The organism is Sphingosinicella flava, assembly GCF_016025255.1.
Taxonomy (GTDB): Bacteria; Pseudomonadota; Alphaproteobacteria; order Sphingomonadales; family Sphingomonadaceae; genus Allosphingosinicella; species Allosphingosinicella flava.
On record NZ_CP065592.1, the window covers coordinates 1579243 to 1602554 of the forward strand.

The following is a 23312-nucleotide window of genomic DNA, read 5'->3' on the forward strand; positions in this document are numbered from 1 at the left end:
CCTTCCTCGCCGGTTCCGTCCGCGCAGCGTTCCAAACCGGAATGGCGATCCGAATCGATTGACTGTATTGTGGGCCTGATACACTATGGCGCGATGACCGAATTGACCCGCACTATGCCCGCGGCGAAGCCCGGCAATCGCGCCTTCCAGCGCCTCCATACCCTCGTCCGCAAAGGCTATGTCGCGGAATTGGGCCCGGATCGGGGCGAAGGCGTCATCTGCCTGACCCATATCGGCCTGACGCCCGACCTGATCCTCCACGGCGACGGTTCGATCGAGGAGGCGGACGACCATGTTCCCCGGTACAAGCGCCGCCTGCCCGTCCTCCAGCCGATCCCGTCCGAAGCGGATGCCGACCAGGTGCGGTTCATGCAGTTCGTCGAAACCATCCCGCGCACGACATTGCGCGACCGCACGCGGCGCTGGCGGACCAAATGGGTCTACGGCCCGCTCTTCCTGCTCGCTTTGTGGATCATGAGCGCGATGATCACCGTAATGCTGGTGGAAGGGCTTTAACGCGCAATCGCATCGTTCAGGTGACCGGCAGGACGATGCGATAGGTGTCTTTGTCCCAGGCGCGGGTGTCCATGATGTCGGCCAGAATGTCGACGGCCCGCCAGACGTCTCCATAGCCCGTGTAGAGCGGGGTGAAGCCGCAGCGGAAGATGTCGGGGGCGCGGAAATCGCCGATCACGCCGCGCGCGATCATGGCCTGGCAGATGGGATAGGCCTCCCCGTGGCGGAAGGAGACGTGGCTGCCGCGCAGCGCCGGATCGCGGGGGGTGACGAGATCGAAGCCGTGGCCCGCGCAGCGCGCCTCGACGAGATCGATGAACAGGCCGGTCAGCGCGCGCGATTTGGCGAACAGGGCGTCGCGGTCGACGCCGGCGAATTCCTCGACCCCGGCCTCGAGCGCCGTCATGGCGAGGATCGGCGGCGTTCCGCAAAGGAAGCGGCGGATGCCGGGCGCCGCGGCATAATCATCGCCGAACGCGAAGGGGGCGGCATGGCCCATCCAGCCGCTGAGCGGGGAATTCAGTTCGGCCTGCAACCGCTCCGCGACGAACAGAAAGGCGGGGGCGCCCGGCCCGCCGTTCAGATATTTGTAGCCGCAACCGACGGCGAGATCCGCGTCGCAGCCGTTCAAATCGACCGGCACGGCGCCGGCGCTATGGCTCAAGTCCCAAAGAACCAAAGCGCCCTTGGCATGCGCGGCGCGCGTAATACCGGCCATGTCGAGCATGCGGCCGGTCTTGTAATGGACATGGGTGAGCAGGACGACGGCGACTTCTTCGTCGATCGCGTCGGCGATGGCGCCGGCCGCGAGGGTGCGGAGTTCGACGCCCGGCAGGGCATCCGCCACGCCCTGCGCGATATAGAGATCGGTCGGGAAATTGCCGGGTTCCGACAGGATGATCTTCCGGCCCGGCCGCGCCGCCAGCGCCGCGCCGAGCAGCTTGAAGAGATTGACCGAGGTGGAATCGGCGACGATCACTTCGGCGGGACGCGCGCCGATGAGCGGCGCGATCTTGGCGCCGATCCGTTCCGGCGCGGCGAGCCAGCCATGCTTGTTCCAGCTGCGGATGAGATCGCGGCCCCATTGTTCGTCCACCGCTTCCGCGATCCGGGCACGGGACGCGCGCGGCAGGGCGCCCAGCGAATTGCCGTCGAGATAGATCGTATCCGGATCGATGAGGAAGCGGTCGCGGTGCGCGCGGAGCGGATCGCGCGCGTCCAGAGCGCGGGCGTCGTCGAGCGTGATCGTCATTCCGGCAATCTCCGCAGCACCGCGCGCACCGGCGAGGAATCGAGGTTCGCCAGTTTAAGCGGCAAGGCGATGAGCTCGTAATCGCCCGCCTCGACATCGTCGAGGACCAGCCCTTCCAAGATGTGCATGCCCGCCGCTTTGACCCGGAGATGGGCGCCCATCGTCTTCGAATCCTGCGGGTCAATGGACGGGGCGTCAGTGCCGATCAACACGACACCACGTCCGGCAAGCAGGTCGATCGCATCGGGCGCGATCGCCATGAACGCTTCTTCCCACCTGTCATGCGGGAACAGGTCCCAGCTGCGGATCAGCACGCGGCGCACGGAAGCGTCGAGATGGGGCGCGATCATGTCCGGAGTGGCGAGCGGGCCCTTGCCGCGCAGATCGATTACCCGCGCCGGGCCGACATAGGTGTCGAGATCGACCGCTCCGATCGGCGCACCCGCCGGGTCGTAGTGCAGCGGCGCGTCGGCATGGGTGCCGCTGTGCGTCGAGAGGCGGAGGGCGGAGACGTTGACCGGGCAATCTGGACCATAGGCCCAAGTCCGCTCCTCCGTGAACGGCGTGTCGCCCGGCCAGACCGGCAGCGAGGGGCGCAGCGGCTGCGAGATATCGATGATCGGACGGTCCATCATGGACGCCGACCTTGACGCATTTTTCGGGGCGGGCGCAAGCCCGATCGCCCTCTTTACAACGGGCCTCAGTGCCGTTATTTGTTACATCATGATAGAACGATGTAACACGCCCGAAGCCCAGCCCCCGGCCGATGCGGCCATATCCGGGGACCGGATGGAGGATCTTTACCGGGCGCTTTTGACGCCGCGCGACACGAAGGAAATGGCGGCCCTGCTCGCCGATCTCTGCACGCCGGCGGAGGTCAAGGCCCTGGCGGAGCGGTGGCAGGTGGCGCGGCTGCTCGACGGGACGGACATTTCCTATCGCGACATTCACGACATCACGGGCGTCAGCACCACGACGATCGTCCGGGTCGCGCGCTTCCTGCGGCAGGAGCCGCATCTCGGCTATCGCACCGCGCTCGACCGGCTGGCGAAATAGGATGAGCGAGCCAGCGCGCCTCCACATGGCGCTCCAGAAATCCGGGCGCTTGTCCGATTACAGCCGGGATCTCCTGCGCGACGCGGGCCTCCGCATCCTGCACGGCAAGAACGACCTCACCGCGCGGGCCGAGAATTTCCCGATCGACCTCATGTTCATGCGCGACGACGACATTCCGACCTTCGTCAGCGACGGCGTGTGCGAGTTCGGCATCGTCGGCCGCAACGTGCTGGAGGAATTCGCGCTCGGCGAGGCGGCGGCGCGGTTCGAGATCGTCGCCCCGCTCGGTTTCGGCCGCTGCAGCCTGAAGATCGCGGCGCCGGAACGCGCGACCTACGAAGGGCCGCGCGCGCTGGCCGGGCAAAGGATCGCCACCTCCTATCCCCGCCTCCTCCGCGCCTTTCTCGACAGGCATGGGATCGACGCAACCATCGTCAAGATGAACGGCGCGGTCGAGCTTGCGCCCCGGCTCCAGATCGCCGCCTTCATCTGCGACCTGGTGTCGACCGGCGCGACGCTGGAAGCGAACGGCCTGCGCGCCGTCGAAACCGTGCTGGACAGCGAAGCGGTGCTGATCCGGAGCCTGAAACCCGGCGCGCCGGACAAAGCGGACGCGTCGGAGAAATTGCTGCGCCGGATCGGAGGCGTGCTCGCCACGCAGGAATCCAAATATATCGTCCTCAACGCGCCGGAAGAGGCGCTGGCGCGGATCGCGGAAATCCTGCCGGGCGCGGACAGCCCGACGATTATCCCGCTGCACGGCCGCCCCGGCCATTTCGCCGTCCAGGCGGTCTGCCAGGAATCGGTGTTCTGGGAGACGCTGCAGAATCTGAAGGGCGCAGGCGCGTCGGCGATCCTCGTCATGCCGATCGAAAAGATGATGCTGTGAAGAGGCTGGTTTGGACCGACCTTAGCGCCGAGGCGCGGCGCGATGCGCTGTCCCGGCCCGCGCAACGGAGCGATCCCGCGTTGCAGGCGGCGGTTCGCGCCATCGTCGACGACGTGCGCGCGCGGGGCTGGCAGGGTTTGGCCGAACAGGCGTTGCGGATCGACGGCGCCGAACCCCGGCCGGTTGCGGTCGCGGCTGCCGCCGGGGAAGCGCGGCGCAGGCTCGACCCCGGGCAGCGCGACGCCATCGCCCTTGCCGCGCGCAATATCGAAGCATTTCACGCGGGCAGCCTTCCCGCCGAACATGCCGTGGAAACGATGCCCGGGCTGACGGTGCGCAAAGTCTGGCGGCCGATCGAGCGCGTCGGCCTCTACGTGCCCGGCGGGCGGACGCCGCTCTTTTCCACGCTCTTGATGCTGGCGATCCCGGCGCGCGCGGCCGGCGTGCGGGAGATCGTCGCAGTCACGCCGCCGCGCCCCGACGGCAGCCTCGATCCGCTCATCGCCCTCGCCGCCGAATATGCCGGGATCGAGTCGATCTGGACGGTCGGCGGTGCGCAGGCGATCGCCGCGCTGGCGTTCGGCGCGGGGGGCATTCCGCGCGTTGCGAAGATTTGCGGACCGGGCAATGGCTGGGTCGCCGAAGCCAAGACCTATGCCGCCTCCTTGCCGGGCGGCCCGGCCATTGACATGCCCGCGGGGCCGAGCGAGCTTCTCGTCATCGCCGACGACAGCGCCGATCCTAGGCTGGTCATCGCCGACCTGTTGAGCCAGGCCGAGCACGATCCATCCGCCCAGGTGATCCTGGTGACGCCGTCGGAGCCGCTGGCGCGCGCGGTCGAGCGCGACATCGGCGCGGCGGCCGCTTCCCTTCCGCGCGCCGCCATCACGGCGGCGTCCCTCGCGAATGCGCGCATCATCGTGACGCCGGACCTCGACACCGCGGTGGCGGTCGCCAACCTCTATGCGCCCGAGCATCTCTCGCTCGCCGTCGACGACCCGGGCGCGCTGATCCCCGGGATTGTCAATGCCGGGGCGATCTTTGCCGGGCATGGCGCGGCCGAGACGTTCGGCGACTATCTGGCGGGGTCGAGCCATGTGCTTCCGACCGACGGCGCGGCGCGGGCGTGGAGCGGCGTGTCGGTTCATTCCTTCCTGAAGGCGATGACGGTCCAGGACGTCGCGCCGGAGGCGGCCCGCGCCCTCGCCGCGCCCGCCGCTGCTTTGGCGCGGCTCGAGGGGCTGGAGGCCCATGCCCGCGCCGCCGACTTGCGCGGGGAGATGGCGGCATGACCGGCCTTCCCACGCGGCTCGCCCGCCCCGAAATCCTCCGCTTGCCGCCCGCCGACATCGCGGCGGGTGCGAATGCGCTGTTCGCGGCGGACGCGATCAAGCTCGACGCCAATGAAAGCCCCTTTGCGCCCCTTGTGCCGGGGGCGCTCGCCGCCGGTCTCAACCGCTATCCCGAGCCGCAGCCCGCCGCGCTGCGCGGGACGATGGCGGCGCTCTACGGCGTGGCCCCGGACAATCTGGTCGTGACGCGGGGCGCGGACGACGCGATCGACATCCTGATCCGCACCTTCTGCGGGGCGGGCGACGCGGTGTCGATCTGCACGCCGACCTTTTCCGCCTACGCGCAATTCGCGCGGCTGCAGGGCGCTCGCGTCCTGGAAATAAAGCTGGACGAAAATTTCGATTTCGATGCGGGGGCGTTCATCGCCGCCGTGTCGGGCGAGGAGAATCTGAAGCTCGCCTTCCTCTGCACGCCGAACAATCCGACCGGCAACCTTGTGCCCGCGCGGGACATTCTCCGCGCCGCCGACGCCCTGCCCGGCACCATCCTGGTCGTGGACGAGGCCTATATCGAATTTTCCGAGGCCGCGAGCCTCGCCGGGGAAGCCGCCGGGCGCGACAATCTCGTCGTCCTGCGCACGCTTTCCAAGGCATACGGCCTTGCCGGCGCGCGTGTCGGCTGCGCGATCGGCACCCCGGAATTGATCGGCCTCGTCAGCCGCGCGCTTCCGCCCTATCCGCTGCCGGTGCCGTCAATCGACGCGGCGCTCGCCGCCCTCTCCCCCTCGCGCCGCCCGGTGCAGGACGAGCGGATCGCGCGGCTGAAGGCGGACCGGGAGCGGCTTGCGGGGCTGCTCCCATCGTCGCCGATCGTGACGAACGTCCGCACCGGCGGCGGCAATTTCCTGTTCCTCGAAGTGGAGGATCCGGACGGACTGGCGGCCAAGCTGCGCGGATTGGGCATCCGCGTCCGCTTCCGTCCCAATGCGGCGCCCGGCGGCGTGCGGCTGACGATCGGCACGGACGCGGAGAACGAAGCCGCGCTCGCGGCCTTCGGCGTTTCGCGCGCGAACGGCGCGGCACGCCGGGCGGACGTGGTGCGCGACACCAAGGAAACGCGGATCGCCGTCGCCGTCGATCTCGACAAGGAGGGTCCGCGCCGGATCGCCACCGGGATTCCGTTTTACGATCACATGCTCGACCAAGTCGCGGCCCATGGCGGCTTCTCTCTCGTCCTTTCCTGCCAGGGCGACCTGGAGATCGACGCGCATCACAGCGTGGAGGATTGCGCCATCGCGCTCGGCACCGCTTTGTCGCAGGCATTGGGCGACCGGCGCGGCATCGGCCGCTTCGGCTTTTCGCTGCCGATGGACGAAGCCGAAGCCCATGTTCTGATCGACCTGTCGGGCCGCCCCTATGCCCTGTTCGAGGGCCGTTTCGAGGCCAGCCAGATCGGCGATTATCCGACCGAAATGACCCGGCACGTCTTCCGGTCGCTGGCCGACGGTCTGGGGGCGGCGATCCATGTCCGCGTCGCGGGCGACAACGATCATCACAAGACCGAAGCCTGTTTCAAGGCATTCGGCCGCGCGCTTCGCCAGGCGATCGCCCGGCAGGGAGACGCCCTGCCCAGCACGAAGGGGATGCTGTGAAGCTCGCCATCGTCGACATCGGCTGCGGCAATATCGGCGCCATCAGCATCGCCTTCGAACGGCTGGGCCTCGATCCCATCGTCAGCAGCGACGCCGCGACCATCCAGTCGGCGGACCGGGTGATCCTGCCCGGCGTCGGCGCGGCGGGCCATGCGATGGAGCAGATACGCTGGCGCGGCCTGTTCTTCGTGCTGCGCGGGTTGAAGCAGCCGGTGCTCGGCATCTGCCTTGGCATGCAGCTCATGTTCGAAGCGTCCGAGGAAGCGGGGGTCCATTGCCTGGGCATCATCCCCGGGCGGGTGACGAAGCTGGAGCCCGCGCCCGGCCGCCCCGTCCCGCACATGGGGTGGAGCCGCCTCGACGTGTCGGATCCCGGCACCGGCCTCAAAACCGGCGATTATGTTTATTTCGCACACAGTTATGCCTGCACCGACGGACCCCACAGCGTCGCGACCGCCGTCCACGGGCGGGCCATCCCGGCGGCGGTGCGCAAGGACAATTTCGTGGGCGCGCAATTCCATCCGGAGCGCAGCGGCGACGCGGGCGCCCGTTTCCTGAAGGCATTTCTCGACCCATGATCCTCTATCCCGCAATGGACCTGATGGGCGGCCGCTGCGTCCGCCTCGCCCAAGGCCGGTTCGACGATGCCACCACTTATTCCGGCGATCCCGGGGAGGCGCTTCGCCGCTTCGCGGACGGCGGCGCGGGATGGGCGCATGTCGTCGACCTGGACGGCGCGCGCGACGGCGGCCCCAGCCAGCACGCGCTTCTTCTCCAGCTCGCCGCGACCGCCCCGCTGCGCCTGCAGGTAGCGGGCGGGTTCCGGACGGCCGATCAGGTGCGGCGGGCGATCGACGCGGGCGCCGCGCGCGTCGTCATCGGCAGCCTGGCGGTGAAGCAGCCCGACACGGTCCGCGACCTGATCGACCGGTTCGGCCCGGACCGGATCACGCTGGCGGTCGACGTCAATATCGTCGACGGCGTGCCGGTCGCGGCGGTGGCGGGCTGGACCGAGGCGTCGGGGGTGAGCCTGTGGGACGTGTGCGCCCTCTATCCCGCCGCGCGCCACCTGCTCGTCACCGACATCGGGCGCGACGGCATGATGAGCGGGCCGAACGCCTTGCTGATCGCCGAAATCGTCGCGCGTTTCCCGGGCCTCTCGGTTCAAGCGTCGGGCGGCGTGTCGGGGATCGAGGATGTGCGGACGCTGGCGAGAACCGGCGCCGCCGGCGCGATCGTCGGCAAGGCGTTGTGGGAAGGGCGGATCGATTTAGCGGAGGCGGTGTCCGTTGCCGGCGCGTAGGATCATCCCCTGCCTCGACGTCCGCGACGGGCGGGTGGTGAAGGGCATCCGCTTCCGCGACCATCGCGACGTCGGCGACATCGTCGAGCATGCGGAGCGTTATGCGGCCGAGGGCGCCGACGAGCTGGTTTTTTACGACATCACCGCGAGCGCCGAGGGACGCAGCCTCGATCCGTCCTGGGTGCGCAGGATTGCGCGGGTGATCGACATTCCGTTCGCCGTCGCCGGAGGCATCCGGTCGCGGGACGACGCCGCCCGTTGCCTCGACGCGGGCGCCGACAAGGTGTCGATCAACTCCCCCGCGCTCGAACGCCCGGCGCTGATTTCCACCCTCGCCCGCGATTTCGGCAGCCAGTGCGTCGTGCTGGGGATCGACAGCCTGCGCCGCGAGGGGGATTATGTCGTGAAGCAATATACCGGCGACGTGGCGACCACCCGGGACGCCGGGCGCGGCACCCTCGACTGGGTGCGCGAGGCGACGGAGCGGGGCGCGGGCGAGATCGTGCTCAACTGCATCGCCGAGGACGGCGTTCGGACCGGCTATGACATCGCGCATACGAAGGCGGTGATCGCGGCGACGACCGTGCCGGTGATCGCATCGGGCGGCGCGGGCGCGCCCGACCATTTTCGCGACGCGTTCGAAGCGGGCGCGAGCGGGGCCCTCGCCGCGACCGTGTTCCACGACCGGCTGATCGGCATTCAGGATTTGAAGGAGTATCTCGGCGCATGCGGGATGGAAGTGCGGCGATGACGCCCCGGGACGCATCCAGCCTCGCCTGGGACAAGATGGGGGGCCTGATCCCGGCCGTGGTGCAGCATGCCTGGACCGGGCAGGTGCTGATGGTCGGCTATATGAACGCCGAGGCGCTGGACGCGACGCTGGAATCGGGCTTCGTGACTTTCTACAGCCGGTCCAAAGAGCGGATCTGGCGGAAAGGGGAGACGAGCGGCAACCGTCTTTCGCTGGTTTCCGTTCAGGCCGATTGCGACGGCGACGCCCTCCTCATCGCGGCGCGGCCGGAAGGGCCGACCTGTCATCTCGGCACCGGCAGCTGCTTTGCGACCGAGGCGGGCGGGATCGCCTGGCTCGACCGCTTAAGCGGCATCGTGCGAGAGCGCGCAGCCGCGGATGCGGGGGAGAGCTATACCGCGCGGCTCTTGAGCGAGGGCATTGCCAGGATCGCGCAGAAGGTCGGCGAGGAAGGCGTGGAGGTCGCGCTGGCGGCGGTGACGCGGGACGCGGAGGGCTGCGTCGAGGAGACGGCGGACCTTATCTATCACCTGACGGTGCTGTTGGAGGCGCGGGGATTTGGCTGGCCCGATGTCGTGGCAGCCCTGCGCGAGCGGCACGAGGGCTAGCGGCACGGGGGCTAGCGGCACGGGGGCTAGCGGCACGGGGGCTAGCGGCACGGGGGCTAGCGGTTGAGGATGTCCACCGCCTCTTCGAAAAGCCACGGAGTCGCGGCGGCAAGGACGCGGCCGGCGCCGAAATCGTCCCCGCCCTGCCAGTCGCCGATCACGCCCCCGGCGGCGCGGACGACCGGAATCAGCGCTTCATAATCATAGGGCTTGAGCCCCGATTCGGCGACGAGATCGATGCTGCCGGCCGCCAGGCGCGCATAGGCGTAGCCGTCGAGGCCATAGCGGACCGTGCGCGCCGCGCCGCGAAGCCTGGCGAAACGCGCCTCTTCGTCCCCGACGAACAGGAAGGGATCGGTCGTCGACAGGCGCGCGTCGCCCAGCGACCGGCACCCGCTGGTGCGAATGGGGCGGCGGCCGGGCGCGTCGAGATGCGCTTCGTCCGACAGGCCGGAATAACGCTCGCCAAGCGCGGGAGCGTCGATGATCCCGGCCACCGGCCGGTCATCCTCGAGAAGGGCGATCAATGTCACCCAGCTCGGCAGGCCGCAGATGAAGGCGCGGGTGCCGTCGATCGGGTCGAGGCCCCAGGCATACCGCCCGGCCGAGGGGCGCTCCGGAAACTCTTCCCCCTTCACGCCGTGGCCGGGATGATGCCGTTCGATCAGGGCCCGCATCGCCCGTTCGGCGGCACGGTCGGCTTCCGTCACCGGATCGAAGCCGCCGCCTTCATCCTTGTTGGCGGTCTCCACCGCCTGGCGGAAGCGGCCGAGGGTTTCGGCGCGGGCGGCGTCCGCCAATGTGTGGGCGAAGTCGATCAGGTCCGGGGCAAGGCTCATGACCCCGCTGGTGCGGCATCGGCGAGGATGTTGGCAAGCATTGTATCGCCCGCTTCGGTCAGAATCGATTCCGGATGAAATTGGAGGCCGGTCTGAAGCGCGTTCCGGTCCGTGATCGCCATCGCCATGCCGTCGATTTCCGCATGGACGCGGAAGCGCGGCGGAATGTCCCGCGTGCAGAGCGAGTGATAGCGCCCCGCCGCCACCGGGCCGCCGATGCCCGCGAACGGCCCGGCGCCGTCATGATGGAGCAGCGAAGCCTTGCCGTGAACGGCCAGCGGCGCGCGCGCCACCGTGCCCCCCGCTTCCAGGACGATGGCCTGATGGCCAAGGCAGATGCCGAGAAGCGGAATGCGCTCCTTCGCCATCCGGATGAGGTCGAGGCAGCAACCCGCATCCTCCGGAGCTCCGGGGCCGGGGGACAGGACGATCAGGGCCTCGCGTTGCCCGGCAAGGGCGAAGGCCTCGCCCGGCGCGACATTGTTCCGCAGCACGCGAACCGTGGCGCCGAGGCGGTGAAAGGCCTCGACCAGGTTGAAGGTGAAGCTGTCGAGATTGTCGATGAGGAGGATGCTTTTCATGACCCCGCCCCTTCCAGCACGGAGAGCAAGGCGGAGGCCTTCCGGCGCGTCTCGTCCGCTTCGCGCGCGGGATCGGACTCCTGGACTACCCCTGCGCCCGCCCGGACGAAGGCGATGCCGTCCTTCACGACGGCGGAGCGGATCACGACGCCGGTGTCCATCCCGCCCCGCCCGTCGATCCAGCCGACCGCGCCGCCATAAGGGCCGCGCTTCGTGCGCTCGGCCTGCCGCAGAAGCTGGGTCGCCCTGATCTTGGGCGCCCCGGTCAGCGTGCCGACGTTGAGGCAGGCCTGAAGCGCGTGGAGGGCGTCGAGACCGGGGCGCAACGTTCCGGTCACCGAGGACACGAGATGCATGACCCGGGCATAACGTTCGACCGTCATCAGCCGCGCAACGCGGCGGGTGCCCGGCGCGCTGACCCGGGCCACGTCGTTGCGGGCGAGATCGACGAGCATCATATGTTCGGCAAGCTCCTTCGCGTCGAGCCGCATGGCGGCCTCCAGGCGGTCGTCCGCGTCGGGCGTCGCGCCGCGCGGCCGCGTTCCCGCGATCGGCTTCACCTCGACCGTGGCGCCAGCGGCCCCGCGATGGACGCGGACGGAGGTTTCGGGCGACGCGCCGAACAGGATGTGATCGGGCGCCGCCACGAAGAAGCGATAGGGGCTGGGGTCCAAATCGCGGAGCGCGGCATAGGCGAGAAGCGGGTCGGCGCAGGCGGCGCGGAATGTGCGCGAGGGCACGACCTGGTAGATGTCGCCCCGCGCGATATGCGCCTGCATCCGCTCCACCACCGCGCCATAATCCCGGTCGTCGAGATCGACCTCGACCGGCGTCGCGACCCTATTCTCCGGAAGGGCTGGCAAGGCGGGAACATGCGCGCATCGTTCGACGAGGGCCGACAGCCGCTCCGCCGCGTCGTTGTGGAGCCGCTCGTCCGCGCCGAACGCGGCGCAGAGCAGCAATGGCTTCGCGCCGGGCCGGAAGACGATCAGGCTTTCGGCGAGCCAGAAGATGTAGTCGGGGAAATCCAGCGGATCGTCCTGCCCGCGGGGGAGGTCTTCCAGGAAATCGGCATGATCGAAGGCGACGACGCCGAGGAGAGCGGGCGCGAACGCCTCCTCCTCCAGCCCGGTCCGAATCGCGAGGAGGCGGCGCAGGGCATCGAACGGATTGGGGGCGAGGAGGCGCTCCTCCGCATCGACGGCGGCGGTCCGGGGAAAATGGATCGTCAGCCGGTCGCCATTCCGGACCGCGCCGGCGGTTTCGCGGAGCGCGTCGAGCACCGCCATGCCGCCCGGCGACAGCGCCGTCAGCGCGGCGGACTCGCCCCGGCATTCGATCCTGAGCGCCGCCTTGTCCATCAGCAGGCTTGGCCCCTCGGTGCGCTCGAACAGCATCGTATCGCGGCGGCGCCCGCCATCGGTGAGCGCGGCGTAGAGCGCCAGCCGGTCGGGGCTGGCCGCCAGCGTGCGCTGAAAGAGGCGCGCCTCCAATCCCGTCACAATTGCCTGCCGACGGCGCGCACGATGGGGGCCAGGCTGTCCATCAGCGCCTGAAATTGATCCGGGTAGAGCGATTGCGCCCCGTCCGAGAGCGCGGCGGCGGGATTTTCATGGACCTCGACCAGGATGCCGTCCGCGCCGCACGCGGCGGCGGCGAGCGCCATCGGGGTGACGAGGTCGCGGATGCCGGTCCCATGCGACGGATCGACCAGCACCGGCAGGTGGCTGCGCTGCTTGAGATAGGGAATGGCGTTCAGGTCCAGCGTGTTGCGGGTCGCGGTTTCGAAGGTGCGGATGCCGCGTTCGCACAGGATCACCTGATCGTTGCCGGCCGCGAGCAGATATTCGGCGGCGAGCAGAAGCTCCTCGATCCGCGCGGACATGCCGCGTTTCAGCACCACCGGCTTGCCCGATTTGCCGACCGCCCGCAGCAAGGCGAAATTCTGCATGTTGCGCGCCCCGATCTGGAGCGCGTCGGCCTTTTCGGCGACAAGATCGAGATCGGCGGTGTCCATGATTTCGGTGACGACGGGCAGCCCCGTTTCGTCGCCGATGTCGCGCAGAATCTGAAGCCCCTCGGGGCCGTGGCCGCTAAAGCCGTAAGGGCTGGTGCGCGGCTTGTAGGCCCCGGCGCGCAAGGCGCAGGCGCCGGAACGCTGGACGGCGGCGGCGCTGTTGCGGAGCTGCTCGCGGCTTTCGACGGCGCAGGGGCCGGCGATCACGCGGAAGGCGGCGCCCCCGAACGCGACGCCGCCGATCCGCACGATGGTGTCGTAGGGATGAAGCTCCCGGCTCGCGAGCTTGTAGGGCGCGAGCACCGGCTTCACCGATTCCACCGACGGGTCGCCTTCCAGGCTGAGCCCGGCAAGCACCCGCTCGTCGCCGAGCGCGCCGAGAACGACGCGCTCGCTGCCCGGCATGTGCAAGGGCTTGAGGCCCGCATCCGCGATGCGGGCGAGGATGTTTTGCGCGGCTTCGGGCGACGCGCCGGGCTTCAGGACGATGATCATTGTCGAGGCTTTCGATAAGGTGGTGAGAACGAAAAAAAGCCCGCCGGAGGGGCGGGCCATGCTGTGAAAAAGAAGGGTCTCCCTTTAGCGGGAAGACCGCGTCACAACGGCGCGCCGGGGGCGGATGCGGACCGCCAGCGCCACCAGATGACGGGCGCGCGGAGCCCGGCGGCGGAGGCCGCGGCGAAGCTCAGAAAGGCGCCCATTGCTGTCATGCCCTTAAGGCTGTCAGGGCATCGCCCGCGCGTCAAGCCGGTTTTCGATCGAAGGAAAAAGACACGAACAAGGCGCTTGACGGCGCGGCGCGAAACTGTGAGGTACGCGGCCATGCCTTTTGCGCAATCCCTTTCCGGCACCGTCCCGGCCGATCTTCCGGCTGCGGGGCTTTGCGCGCGCGCGGCATCGCAGGCTTGGCTCTGGTGGTGGGATGCATCCCCCGCGGCGGCCGCCCTGCATCGATGGTGAAGACGACTTTCCAAGCGTCCTTTTCCTAAGACCAGGCCCGCCCTTCCGGCGGGCTTTTTGTTTTTGATCGCCATCATCCGAGGTTCCTATGCAAACTCTCACCGCGCCGTTGCCGACCGCGCCCGTTTCCGCTCTCCTCGCCCGGCTTCGCGACGGCCGGGCGCTCACCGCGGACGATGCCGAAACGCTGTTCGCGGCGCTCGCGGGGGGCCGGCTTGACGAGGCCGACATCGAAACCCTGCTCGTGTCGCTGCGCCGCAAGGGCGAGACGGCGGAGGAATTGATCGGCGCCGCCCGCGCGCTTCGCGATGCCGCCCTGCCGTTCGAGCGGCCCGATTACCTGTTCGCCGATACATGTGGCACGGGCGGGGACGGCACGGGCACGATCAACGTGTCGACGGCGGTCGCCTTCGTTGCCGCCAGCGCTGGGCTTCCCATCGTCAAGCATGGCAACCGCTCCGTCACGTCCCGCTGCGGATCGGCCGATGTGCTGGAACAGCTCGGCGTCCGCCTCGACCCCAGCCCCGCCGTTTCCCGCCGCGCGCTCGACGAAACCGGCATCTGCTTCCTGCTGGCGCCGCTCTACCATCCCGGCCTCGCCCACGCCGCGCCGGTTCGCCGCCGGCTCAAATGCCGGACGATCATGAACGCGCTCGGCCCCTGCCTCAATCCCGCCCGGCCGCCGGTCCAATTGCTCGGCGTGTCCGAACCCGGCCTGATGCAGCCGGTGGCGGCGACCCTCGCCGCGCTCGGCGTGCGGTCCGCGCTCGTCGTCCACGGCGCGGGCATGGACGAAGTCGCGCTGCACCGGCCGTCCGACGCGATCCGGCTGACGGACGGCAAGACGGAATGCTTCACCATCGATCCGGCGGAACTCGGCCTGGAGCCAACGCCGCTTGCCGCCGTCGAGGGCGGAAGCCCGGAGGAGAATGCCGCCCGGCTGAAGGCCCTGCTGTCGGGCGGCGGCGGCGAGGCCGAAAAAAGGATCGTCGCCCTCAATTGCGGCGCGTTGCTGGCGGCGGCGGGCGTCGCCTTCGACCTTCGTTCGGGCTATGCCCTGGCCGCCGACGCCCTCGCCTCCGGCGCGCCCTACCAAACCCTGCTGGCCTTTGCGGAGGCGACGCATGCGTGATCCCGGCGGGGTGCTCGGCAAGATCGTCGCGCGCAAGGCAATCGACGTGGCGGCGCGCCTCGGCGGGGCGGATATCGGGGCGCTGCGCGCCCGCGCGGTGCCGACAACCAAGAATCTGGGTGCGGCCCTGGCGCGGCCCGGCGCGCGTTTCATCATGGAGGTGAAGCGCCATTCCCCCTCGCGCGGCGTCCTGCGGCACGCGGTCGATCCCGCCGCGATGGCGCGCGCTTATTCCGGTGCGGCGGATGCGATCAGCGTCCTCACCGACACGCCTTTTTTCGGCGGCTCGCTCGACGACTTGCGGGCGGTGCGCGCGGTCTTTTCCGGCCCGATCCTCGCCAAGGATTTCGTGATCGACCCGCGCCAGGTGGTCGAGGCGCGGCTGAACGGCGCCGATGCCGTGCTCGCCATGCTGTCGGTGCTGGACGACGATGAAGCCGCGGCCATCATGGCCGAAGCGGCGCGGCTGAACATGTCCGTTCTCGTCGAAACGCATGACGAGGCGGAAGTCGCGCGCGCGGTCGCGCTCGGCGCGAGGATCATCGGGATCAACAATCGCGATCTCACATCGATGACGACCGACCTTGCCGTCACCGAGCGGCTTGCCCCCCTCATTCCCGCCGACCGGCTGGTGGTGTCCGAATCCGGGATCGAAGACCGCGCGGACGCACTGCGGCTTGGCGGCCTGTGCGACGCCTTCCTGGTCGGATCGTCCCTCATGGCGGCGCCGAACCCCGGCTTGGCGGCACGCGAACTGGCATTTGGGCGGGTCAAGATTTGCGGCCTCACCAACACCCGCGATGCCACCGCCGCGGCGATCGCGGGCGCGGCCTATGGCGGCATCATCCTCGCCACGGGAAGCCCGCGCGTGGTATCCCGCAACGTCGGCGAAAGGATCGCGCGGCGGGTGCGCGAAGGCGGCGCGGAGGCGGTCGCCGTCTTCCAGAACCACGATATCGGCTTCGTTTCCGAAACCGCGCACGCCATGCAGGCCGCCGCCGTGCAGCTTCATGGCGGCGAGGACGAGGCCTATGTGCAGGCCTTGCGAAAGCGGCTGCCCGGCCATGTCGAATTGTGGGGCGCGGCGGGTGTCGCGGGAAGCCTTCCGAGGCCCCGGCCGGGTTTCGACCGCACGCTCTACGATACCCAGATCGGCGTCCGCACCGGCGGCACCGGCATGCCGTTCGATTGGCGGCACCTGGAGGGCCGCGACCTGGGGCGGGACGTGCTGGCCGGGGGTATCCGGCCCGCCAATGTCCGGCGGGCCGCGCGCTATGGCGCCTATGCGATCGATATCGGTTCCGGCGTCGAGGCGGCGCCGGGCCGCAAGGATCCCGCGAAGCTCACCGCCTTGTTCGCTGCGCTGCGCATTCCGTCCCGAGGAGAAGACCAATGTTGATGTCCGGCCGCTTCGGCGCGTTCGGTGGCATGTATGTGCCCGAAATCCTGATGCCCGCTCTGGAGGAGCTCGAAGCCGCCTTCCTCGCGGCGCGGGAGGATGCCGGCTTCCAGGCCGAATTGTCGCGACTGCTCTGCACCTATGCCGGGCGGCCGACGCCGCTCACCCTGTGCCGCAATTTGGGCGGAGAGGGAACGCGCATCTACCTGAAGCGCGAAGACCTGCTCCACGGCGGCGCGCACAAGACCAATCAGGTGCTGGCGCAAGGGCTGCTCGCCAAGCGGATGGGCAAAAGCCGCATCATCGCGGAAACCGGCGCCGGACAGCACGGCGTGGCGACGGCGCTGGCGGGCGCGCTGTTCGGCCTGGAAACCCGAATCTACATGGGCGCGCACGATGTCGAACGGCAGAAACTGAACGTCTTCCGCATGCGATTGATGGGCGCGGAAGTCGTGCCGGTCACCGCGGGCGGGCAAACCTTGAAGGATGCGGTGAACGAGGCGCTGCGCGACTGGACGGCGAGTTTCGGCGACACCCACTATCTGCTCGGAACCGTCGCGGGCCCGCACCCCTTCCCCTTCATGGTTCGCGAATTTCAGAGGATCATCGGGGCGGAAGCGCGGGCGCAGATCCTGAAGGAGGAAGGGCGCCTTCCCGACGCGGTGATCGCCAGCGTCGGGGGCGGATCCAACGCGATCGGCATTTTCACCGATTTCGTCGACGATCCCGGTGTGCGCCTGATCGGCGTCGAGGCGGCGGGCAAGGGCCTCCACGGCGGGGAGCATGGCGCCACCCTGCAGCGCGGGCGCGTCGGCGTCCTCCACGGGGCGGAAACCTATGTCCTGCAGGACGAGGACGGGCAGATATCGGACAGCTGGTCGGTGTCGGCGGGCCTAGATTATCCCGCCGTCGGCCCGGAGCACGCCCATCTCAAGGCCAGCGGCAGGGCCGATTATGTCGGCGCGACCGATACCGAGGCCCTCGACGCCTTCTCCCTTCTCGCGCGGCGCGAAGGCATCATCTGCGCCTTCGAATCCGCCCATGCTTTGGCGCATGCCCTGAAGATGGCGGAGGAGAAGAGCGGTCAGATCCTGGTCGTCAATCTTTCGGGGCGCGGCGACAAGGACATGGAACAGGCGCAACGCCTTTTGGAGCTGCCGCAATGAGCCGTTACGCCACGATGTTCGCCCGCGCGGCAGCCGAAGAGCGCTGCGCCTTCGGCGCCTTCGTCATGCTCGGCGATCCCGATCTCGACGCGAGCGCCGCGATCCTCGACGCGCTCGCCCGATCCGGCGCCGACATGTTGGAGGTCGGCATTCCCTTTTCCGATCCGGTGGCCGACGGGCCCGTCATCCAGGCGGCGGCGGACCGCGCGCTGCGGCGCGGCGTCCGGCCCGGCGACTGCCTCGACCTGCTGAAGGGGTTCAGGGCCCGCCACCCCGACGTGCCGGTCGGCATCCTGACTTACGCCAACATCCTGTTCGCCCGGGGCAAGGAGGACTTCTATCGCCGCGCCGCCAAAGCGGGGGTCGACAGCGTTCTCGTCGCCGACATTCCCGCGGCGGAAGCCGAGCCCTTCTCGGACGCCGCGCGGGCGGAGGGCATCGCGCCCATCCTGATCGCCGCGCCGAACACGCCGGACGGGACGCTGGAAAAGATCGCGCGGCTCAGCGACGGCTATACCTATTGCGTCGCGCGGTCGGGCGTGACCGGAGCGGGGCAGTCGATCGCACTCAACCACCGCGCCCTCTTCGATCGCCTGGAGGCGCTGGGCGCGCCGCCGCCGGTGCTCGGCTTCGGCCTGTCGCGGCCCGATCATGTCACGGCCGCGCGGTCGGAAGGCGCGGCGGGGGTGATATGCGGTTCGGCGCTCATCGCCCGTATCGCTGAATCGCCGGACGATCCCGGCGCCGCCGCCGCCGCATTCGCGCGGACCATGACGGCGCGCTAGATTCTTCGGCTATTGTCGCAGCCTTGCCGCATGCGTCATGGAAAACCCGGCGCAGCCAGGCGTTGTCCAAATGTGATAGCTTTTGACGCGCCCGCGAAAGGAACCGGACGATGAGTGTCGCATTTCGCCGCGAAAGCGATGAGGAGCATAAGGAACCGCGGTTCGAAATCCCGATTCCGGTGGGGCCCAATCTCGTCACCCCGAACGGCCTGGCGCAGATCGAAACGCGCGTGGCCGAGCTCGAGGCCAGGATCGCCAGCGATCAGGATGCGGCGGGGCTGGAGGAGACGAAGCGCGACCTGCGTTATTGGCGGACCCGCCTCGCCACCGCGCAAGTCGCGCCGCCGCCGCCCGAGGGCGAAGTCGGCTTCGGTTCGCGGGTCCGCCTTCGTCACGATGGCGCGGTGCGCGACATCGCGATCGTGGGGGACGACGAGGCCGATCCGTCGGCGGGCCTCATCTCCTTTTCCGCCCCGCTCGCCCGCGCGGTGATGGGCGCGTTCGCCGGGGAATATGTCGACTTTGCCGGCAAGGCCGAGGCGATCGAGATCGTGGAGATTGGCGCGATCTGAGCTTCAGGCCGCCAGTCCCTCCAGCGCTTCGCTCGCCTCCAGCCATTGCGCCTCGGCGGCTTCCAGCTGCCGCTCCACCTCCGCGCGCTTCTTCATCAATTCGGTCATCGTGAGCTTGGCGAGAGCGGCGTCAGCGCCGTCCGGATCGAACATCGCGCGGTCGATGGCGCTGCGCAGTTCGCCGAGCTTCGCCATTTCGGCCTCGGCCGCCTTCGTCTTCGACCGCAGCGCCTGGCCCTGCTCGCGCGCGGCGGCGGCCAGGCGCCGCTCGTCCTTGCGATTCCCCTTCGCCGGGCCCTTCGGCGCGCCCGTATCCCGGGCCAGCACCAGGGCGGTATAATCGTCCAGGCTGCCGTCGAACTCGCGCGCGGTGCCGCCGTCCACCAGCACCAGCCGATCCGCGATCAGCTCCAGCATATGCCGGTCGTGCGAGACCACCACCACGGCGCCGGAATAATCGTTCAGCGCTTGCACGAGCGCCTCGCGCGCATCGACGTCCAGATGGTTGGTCGGCTCGTCGAGGATCAGCAGGTGCGGCGCATCCCGGGTGATGAGCGCCAAAGCGAGCCGCGCGCGTTCGCCGCCGGACAATTTGCGCACCTCCGTCATCGCCTTGTCGCCGGAAAAGCCGAACCGGCCGAGTTGCGCGCGGACGGCGGCGGGCGTCGCCCCGGTCATCAGCCGCGCCATATGCTGGAACGGCGTGTCCGCCCCGTCCAGTTCCTCCACCTGATATTGGGTGAAATAACCGACCTTGAGCTTGCCGCTGCGGCTGACGTCGCCCTCCATCGGCGGAAGCTGCGCGGCGAGCAGCCGCGCGAGCGTCGTCTTGCCGTTGCCGTTGCGGCCGAGCAAGGCCACGCGGTCGTCGGGGTCGAGACGGAAGTTGAGGCGCGTCAGGATCGGCGTCTCGCCATAACCCGCCGCCGCCATGTCGAGCGTGACCAAGGGCGGTTTCAAGTCGTCGGGATTGGGAAAACCGAAGGACAGGCTGGGATCGTCCACCAGCTCGGCGATCGGAGTCATCCTGGCGAGCGCCTTGAGGCGGCTCTGCGCCTGCTTTGCCTTGCTCGCCTTCGCCCGCCAGCGATCGACGAAAGCCTGCAATTTCTCGCGCTGGGCGCTCTGCTTTTCGCGCGCCGCCGCCTGCTGCGCCTGGCGCTCGGCGCGCTGACACTCGAACGCGTCATAGCCGCCCGGATAGAGCGTCAGCGTGCCGCGATCGAGGTGGAGGATGTGATCGACGACATTGTTGAGGAAATCGCGCTCGTGGCTCACGACCAGGATGGTCGCGCGATAGCTTTTGAGGAAATCCTCCAACCACAGCACCGCTTCCAGGTCGAGGTGGTTGGACGGCTCGTCGAGGAGCAAAAGATCGGGGGCGGAGAAGAGGAGGGCGGCGAGCGCGACCCGCATTCGCCAGCCGCCGGAAAAGCTGTCGAGCGGCCGGTGCTGCATGTCCTCGTCGAAACCGAGGCCGACGAGGATGCGGGCGGCGCGGGAGGGCGCGGCATAAGCGTCGATCGCGTTCAGCCGCTCGTGAATTTCGCCCAGACGGTCCGGGTCGTCGCAGCCCGCCGATTCCGCGAGCAGCGCCGCGCGCTCGGTATCGGCGGCCAGTACCGTTTCGAACGGCGTGGCGGTTCCGCCCGGCGCGTCCTGCGCGATATAGCCGAGCCGCGCGCCCTTCGGCATGTCGGCAGAGCCTTCGTCGGGATCGAGCATGCCGGCGACGACGCGCATGAGGGTGGACTTGCCCGCGCCGTTCCGGCCGACGAGGCCGACCCGGCTGCGGGGCGGCAGCGCCGCCGTCGCCCCGTCGAGGATGGCGCGCCCGCCAAGGCGCACCGTGATTCCATTCAGGCTAAGCATGCGCGTGCGCCTACCATGAGAAGGGTTGCCCCAAAAGCAGTGTTGCACCCGGCCGGCACGAAACCTTTGGAAAGGGGCCCAACCGCGTTTCGCGCGGCAGCCCAGGGAACAAAAAGTTTCGATGGCCGATGTCCATCGATGGACGTCGCCACGCCGATCCGGAAACCCGCTGGCCCTGAATTTCGCCACGGGAATCGGCCTAAACAGGATCGAAGGAAGAGAGGTAGAGAACTATATGGGGTGGCGAGGAAACTGCATCGCGGTGGATTGGGGAACGACCAACCGCCGCGCCTATCTTCTCGACGGCGCCGGCCAGTTGATCGGGAAAATGGAAGACGATCTGGGCGTCCTGAGCGTTCCATGCGGCGGTTTTCCAGCGGCGGTGGCCGACATACAAAGCCGCTTCGGCCCCCATCCGGTGCTGCTCGCGGGAATGATCGGCTCCAATCGCGGCTGGATCGAAACGGCCTATGTCGCCTGCCCGGCCGGAATCGCCGATCTGGCGCCCGCGATCCGCTGGGTCGTCCCCGGCGAGATCGGCATCGTGCCCGGCCTGTCCTCCGGCGAGGGCGCCCCGGCGGATGTCATGCGGGGCGAGGAAGTCCAGGCGCTGGGCGCGGTCGCGGCGGGCCTGGTGCCGCGCGACGCCCTGCTCTGCCACCCCGGCACCCATTGCAAATGGATGGTTCTGGAAGACGGGCGGATCGCGCGCTTCCGCACGATGATGACCGGAGAGATGTTCAGCCTCCTCAAAAACGGCAGCATTCTGTCGCCGCAGCTGGGCGGCACGATCGCGGCGAACCCGTCTTTTATCGCGGGCGCGACGGAGGGACTCCAAGGCGGCGACCTTCTCTCCGGCCTCTTTTCCATCCGCGCGCGCTATGTTCTTGGCCGGCCGGATGAGGGGGCCGCATCCTTTGCGAGCGGCCTGCTGATCGGAAGCGACGTGCGGGGCGGGCTCGCGTTCGACGGGCCGGGGCCGGTCGCCCTGGTCGGCCGGCCGGACCTGTGCGCGCTTTACGCCCGGGTGCTGGAACGGGCCGGACGCGAAGCCATTGAAGTGGATGGCGCGGCCGCGTTCCGCGCCGGTATTCATGCCTTGAGGGAGATGTTGTGATGGACGCCCTGGACCAATTCCGCGCCCTTTTTTCGGCCTGCCCCTTGATCGCGATCATTCGCGGCGTCCGGCCAGACGAGGCAGAAGCGATCGGCGGCGCGCTCATCGACGCGGGGATCCGCATCATCGAAGTGCCGCTCAATTCGCCCGATCCCCTGGAGAGCATCAGGCGCCTGTCCGCCGCGTTCGGCGAGACCGCCTTGATCGGCGCCGGAACGGTGCTGCGGCCGGGGCAGGTCGCCGAGGTGGCGGCGGCGGGCGGGCGGATCATCGTGTCGCCGTCCACCGACCCGTCCGTCATCCGGGCCAGCGTCGAAGCGGGGCTGGTCTCGGCCCCGGGCTATTTCACGCCGAGCGAGGCCTTCGCCGCGCTCGGCGCGGGCGCGCATGTGCTGAAGCTGTTCCCGGCCGAGGCCGCCTCTCCCGCGATGGTCAAGGCGCAGCGCGCCGTGCTGCCGAAGGACGTGCCGCTGGTTGTCGTCGGCGGCGTGAAGCCGGATAATATGGCCCCCTATCGCAATGCGGGCGCCGACGGCTTCGGCCTGGGTTCGGCCCTGTACAGCCCCGGCCAGACCGCCGGCGATGCCGGGCGGCAGGCGGCGGCCTTCGTCGCGGCCCTAAGCTGATGTCCATCCGCATCGCCATCATCGGTTACGGCAAGATCGCGCAGGATCAGCACATGCCCGCGATCCTTGCCAACCCGGATTTCGAAATCGTCGCGACAGCCAGTCCTCATCCCCACCCGGAAGCGCCGGGGCAGGCGTTCGGCACGCACGGGGCGTTGATCGCGGGGATGGCCGGGCGGCTCGATGCGGTCGCGATCTGCACGCCCCCTGCGGCCCGCTACGCGATCGCGCGCGATGCCCTTGATGCGGGGCTCCACGTCCTTCTCGAAAAGCCGCCAGCCGCGACGCTTGGCGAAATCCAGCACCTCGAGGCGCTGGCCGGGCAGAGCCGCCGCACCCTGTTCACCGCCTGGCACGCGCAGCACAATCCCGCGGTGGACGCGGCCCGCGCGCTGCTGGCGGGCAAGGTCGTGACCGCCTTTCACATCCACTGGTTCGAGGATGTGCGCAAATGGCATCCCGGCCAGGAGTGGATCTGGGAGCCGGGCGGGTTCGGCGTCTTCGATCCGGGCATCAACGCCCTTTCGATCGCGACGCGCATCCTGCCCGTTCCGCTGTTCGTGCGGGCGGCGACGTTGCGCTTTCCGTCCAACCGCCAGACGCCGATCGCCGCCAGCCTGACCTTCGCGAGCGAGAGGGGCGCGTTCGGGGCGGAACTCGACTGGCGCTACACGGAGGGCGAGAGATGGACGATCCGCGCCGAAACGGCGGACGGCGGCGTGATCGAGCTGCATGACGGCGGCGCGACCCTGCTGGTGAATGGGGAGCGGCGGGCGTTCGGCGGAGCGGGCGAATACCGGTCCATCTATGAACGGTTCGCGGCGCTCATTCGAACGGGCCAAAGCGATGTCGACAGCGATCCCTTGCGGATCGTCGCCGACGCCTATCTGGCGGGCCGGCGGGAGCTCGTCGAGCCTTTCGCCTGAA

25 protein-coding genes are annotated in these 23312 nt (G+C 69.1%); 18 read left to right on the top strand and 7 right to left on the bottom strand.

The features are described from left to right. Nucleotides 1-93 precede the first annotated feature (93 nt). Complete coding sequence (locus tag IC614_RS08155) at nucleotides 94-516, top strand: hypothetical protein (RefSeq protein ID WP_200970854.1); 423 nt, start codon at nucleotides 94-96, stop codon at nucleotides 514-516. 16 nt (nucleotides 517-532) lie between these two features. Here IC614_RS08155 and kynU read toward each other — a convergent pair whose 3' ends face one another. Further along, complete coding sequence (gene kynU / locus IC614_RS08160; RefSeq protein ID WP_200970855.1) at nucleotides 533-1768, bottom strand: kynureninase; 1236 nt, start codon at nucleotides 1766-1768, stop codon at nucleotides 533-535. Then, nucleotides 1765-2403: an arylformamidase gene (gene kynB / locus IC614_RS08165; RefSeq protein WP_404829122.1), complete on the bottom strand. Its 639-nt coding sequence runs from the start codon at nucleotides 2401-2403 to the stop codon at nucleotides 1765-1767. Before kynB ends, kynU begins: the two co-directional genes overlap by 4 nt. Before the next feature lie 88 nt (nucleotides 2404-2491). Here kynB and IC614_RS08170 point away from each other — a divergent pair, with 88 nt between their 5' ends. Genes IC614_RS08170 through hisIE form a run of 8 tightly spaced genes read left to right on the top strand, consistent with a single transcriptional unit; the run spans nucleotide 2492 to nucleotide 9319 of the window. Then, on the top strand, nucleotides 2492-2824 hold the full coding sequence (locus tag IC614_RS08170; protein WP_200970856.1) for a YerC/YecD family TrpR-related protein: 333 nt from the start codon (nucleotides 2492-2494) through the stop codon (nucleotides 2822-2824). A 1-nt stretch (nucleotide 2825) separates the two neighbouring features. Then, nucleotides 2826-3713, top strand: a complete 888-nt coding sequence (gene hisG, locus IC614_RS08175; RefSeq protein ID WP_200970857.1) for an ATP phosphoribosyltransferase — start codon at nucleotides 2826-2828, stop codon at nucleotides 3711-3713. Further along, nucleotides 3710-5005, top strand: coding sequence for a histidinol dehydrogenase (gene hisD, locus IC614_RS08180; RefSeq protein ID WP_200970858.1), 1296 nt, complete (start codon nucleotides 3710-3712; stop codon nucleotides 5003-5005). The genes hisG and hisD overlap by 4 nt, the downstream gene beginning before the upstream one ends. Beyond that, the gene (hisC, locus tag IC614_RS12340; protein ID WP_226372607.1) at nucleotides 5002-6657 is read left to right on the top strand and encodes a histidinol-phosphate transaminase; all 1656 of its coding nucleotides are present in this window, start codon (nucleotides 5002-5004) and stop codon (nucleotides 6655-6657) included. The genes hisD and hisC overlap by 4 nt, the downstream gene beginning before the upstream one ends. Next, complete coding sequence (gene hisH / locus IC614_RS08190; protein WP_200970859.1) at nucleotides 6654-7235, top strand: imidazole glycerol phosphate synthase subunit HisH; 582 nt, start codon at nucleotides 6654-6656, stop codon at nucleotides 7233-7235. Before hisC ends, hisH begins: the two co-directional genes overlap by 4 nt. After that, nucleotides 7232-7960: a 1-(5-phosphoribosyl)-5-[(5-phosphoribosylamino)methylideneamino]imidazole-4-carboxamide isomerase gene (locus tag IC614_RS08195; protein ID WP_200970860.1), complete on the top strand. Its 729-nt coding sequence runs from the start codon at nucleotides 7232-7234 to the stop codon at nucleotides 7958-7960. The genes hisH and IC614_RS08195 overlap by 4 nt, the downstream gene beginning before the upstream one ends. Next, nucleotides 7947-8711 (top strand): imidazole glycerol phosphate synthase subunit HisF, encoded by a 765-nt coding sequence (hisF, locus tag IC614_RS08200; RefSeq protein WP_200970861.1) that lies wholly within the window; start codon nucleotides 7947-7949, stop codon nucleotides 8709-8711. The genes IC614_RS08195 and hisF overlap by 14 nt, the downstream gene beginning before the upstream one ends. Beyond that, complete coding sequence (gene hisIE / locus IC614_RS08205; protein WP_200970862.1) at nucleotides 8687-9319, top strand: bifunctional phosphoribosyl-AMP cyclohydrolase/phosphoribosyl-ATP diphosphatase HisIE; 633 nt, start codon at nucleotides 8687-8689, stop codon at nucleotides 9317-9319. The genes hisF and hisIE overlap by 25 nt, the downstream gene beginning before the upstream one ends. Before the next feature lie 56 nt (nucleotides 9320-9375). On the opposite strand, the gene IC614_RS08210 is transcribed toward hisIE, so the two are convergent. From IC614_RS08210 to aroF, 4 genes are read right to left on the bottom strand one after another with little or no spacing between them, the layout of a single operon-like run. Then, entirely contained in the window at nucleotides 9376-10158 is a 783-nt protein-coding gene (locus IC614_RS08210; RefSeq protein WP_200970863.1) for an inositol monophosphatase family protein, read from the bottom strand. Then, nucleotides 10155-10739, bottom strand: a complete 585-nt coding sequence (locus IC614_RS08215; protein ID WP_200970864.1) for an anthranilate synthase component II — start codon at nucleotides 10737-10739, stop codon at nucleotides 10155-10157. Before IC614_RS08215 ends, IC614_RS08210 begins: the two co-directional genes overlap by 4 nt. Then, the gene (locus IC614_RS08220; protein WP_200970865.1) at nucleotides 10736-12241 is read right to left on the bottom strand and encodes an anthranilate synthase component 1; all 1506 of its coding nucleotides are present in this window, start codon (nucleotides 12239-12241) and stop codon (nucleotides 10736-10738) included. Before IC614_RS08220 ends, IC614_RS08215 begins: the two co-directional genes overlap by 4 nt. Continuing rightward, nucleotides 12238-13251, bottom strand: coding sequence for a 3-deoxy-7-phosphoheptulonate synthase (aroF, locus tag IC614_RS08225; protein WP_200970866.1), 1014 nt, complete (start codon nucleotides 13249-13251; stop codon nucleotides 12238-12240). The genes IC614_RS08220 and aroF overlap by 4 nt, the downstream gene beginning before the upstream one ends. Nucleotides 13252-13578: 327 nt before the next feature. Between aroF and IC614_RS08230 the strand changes: the two genes are divergently transcribed. The 6 genes from IC614_RS08230 (at nucleotide 13579) to IC614_RS08255 (ending at nucleotide 18770) form a co-directional block, all read left to right on the top strand. Next, nucleotides 13579-13716, top strand: coding sequence for a hypothetical protein (locus IC614_RS08230; RefSeq protein WP_200970867.1), 138 nt, complete (start codon nucleotides 13579-13581; stop codon nucleotides 13714-13716). A gap of 88 nt (nucleotides 13717-13804) precedes the next feature. Further along, nucleotides 13805-14848: an anthranilate phosphoribosyltransferase gene (gene trpD, locus IC614_RS08235; protein WP_200970868.1), complete on the top strand. Its 1044-nt coding sequence runs from the start codon at nucleotides 13805-13807 to the stop codon at nucleotides 14846-14848. Further along, nucleotides 14841-16247, top strand: a complete 1407-nt coding sequence (gene trpCF, locus IC614_RS08240) for a bifunctional indole-3-glycerol-phosphate synthase TrpC/phosphoribosylanthranilate isomerase TrpF (protein ID WP_200970869.1) — start codon at nucleotides 14841-14843, stop codon at nucleotides 16245-16247. The genes trpD and trpCF overlap by 8 nt, the downstream gene beginning before the upstream one ends. Then, the gene (gene trpB / locus IC614_RS08245; protein ID WP_200970870.1) at nucleotides 16241-17413 is read left to right on the top strand and encodes a tryptophan synthase subunit beta; all 1173 of its coding nucleotides are present in this window, start codon (nucleotides 16241-16243) and stop codon (nucleotides 17411-17413) included. Before trpCF ends, trpB begins: the two co-directional genes overlap by 7 nt. Further along, nucleotides 17410-18198 (top strand): tryptophan synthase subunit alpha, encoded by a 789-nt coding sequence (gene trpA / locus IC614_RS08250; protein ID WP_200970871.1) that lies wholly within the window; start codon nucleotides 17410-17412, stop codon nucleotides 18196-18198. Before trpB ends, trpA begins: the two co-directional genes overlap by 4 nt. Nucleotides 18199-18308: 110 nt before the next feature. Then, the gene (locus IC614_RS08255) at nucleotides 18309-18770 is read left to right on the top strand and encodes a GreA/GreB family elongation factor (RefSeq protein ID WP_200970872.1); all 462 of its coding nucleotides are present in this window, start codon (nucleotides 18309-18311) and stop codon (nucleotides 18768-18770) included. Between the two features lie 3 nt (nucleotides 18771-18773). Here IC614_RS08255 and IC614_RS08260 read toward each other — a convergent pair whose 3' ends face one another. Continuing rightward, a complete protein-coding gene (locus IC614_RS08260) occupies nucleotides 18774-20642 on the bottom strand; it encodes an ABC-F family ATP-binding cassette domain-containing protein (RefSeq protein ID WP_200970873.1) in 1869 nt (622 codons plus the stop codon). 235 nt (nucleotides 20643-20877) lie between these two features. Between IC614_RS08260 and IC614_RS08265 the strand changes: the two genes are divergently transcribed. Genes IC614_RS08265 through IC614_RS08275 form a run of 3 tightly spaced genes read left to right on the top strand, consistent with a single transcriptional unit; the run spans nucleotide 20878 to nucleotide 23311 of the window. Beyond that, nucleotides 20878-21759, top strand: coding sequence for a 2-dehydro-3-deoxygalactonokinase (locus tag IC614_RS08265; RefSeq protein WP_200970874.1), 882 nt, complete (start codon nucleotides 20878-20880; stop codon nucleotides 21757-21759). Then, on the top strand, nucleotides 21759-22385 hold the full coding sequence (locus tag IC614_RS08270) for a 2-dehydro-3-deoxy-6-phosphogalactonate aldolase (protein ID WP_200970875.1): 627 nt from the start codon (nucleotides 21759-21761) through the stop codon (nucleotides 22383-22385). The genes IC614_RS08265 and IC614_RS08270 overlap by 1 nt, the downstream gene beginning before the upstream one ends. Continuing rightward, nucleotides 22382-23311, top strand: coding sequence for a Gfo/Idh/MocA family protein (locus IC614_RS08275; RefSeq protein WP_200973161.1), 930 nt, complete (start codon nucleotides 22382-22384; stop codon nucleotides 23309-23311). Before IC614_RS08270 ends, IC614_RS08275 begins: the two co-directional genes overlap by 4 nt. Nucleotide 23312: the final 1 nt, after the last annotated feature.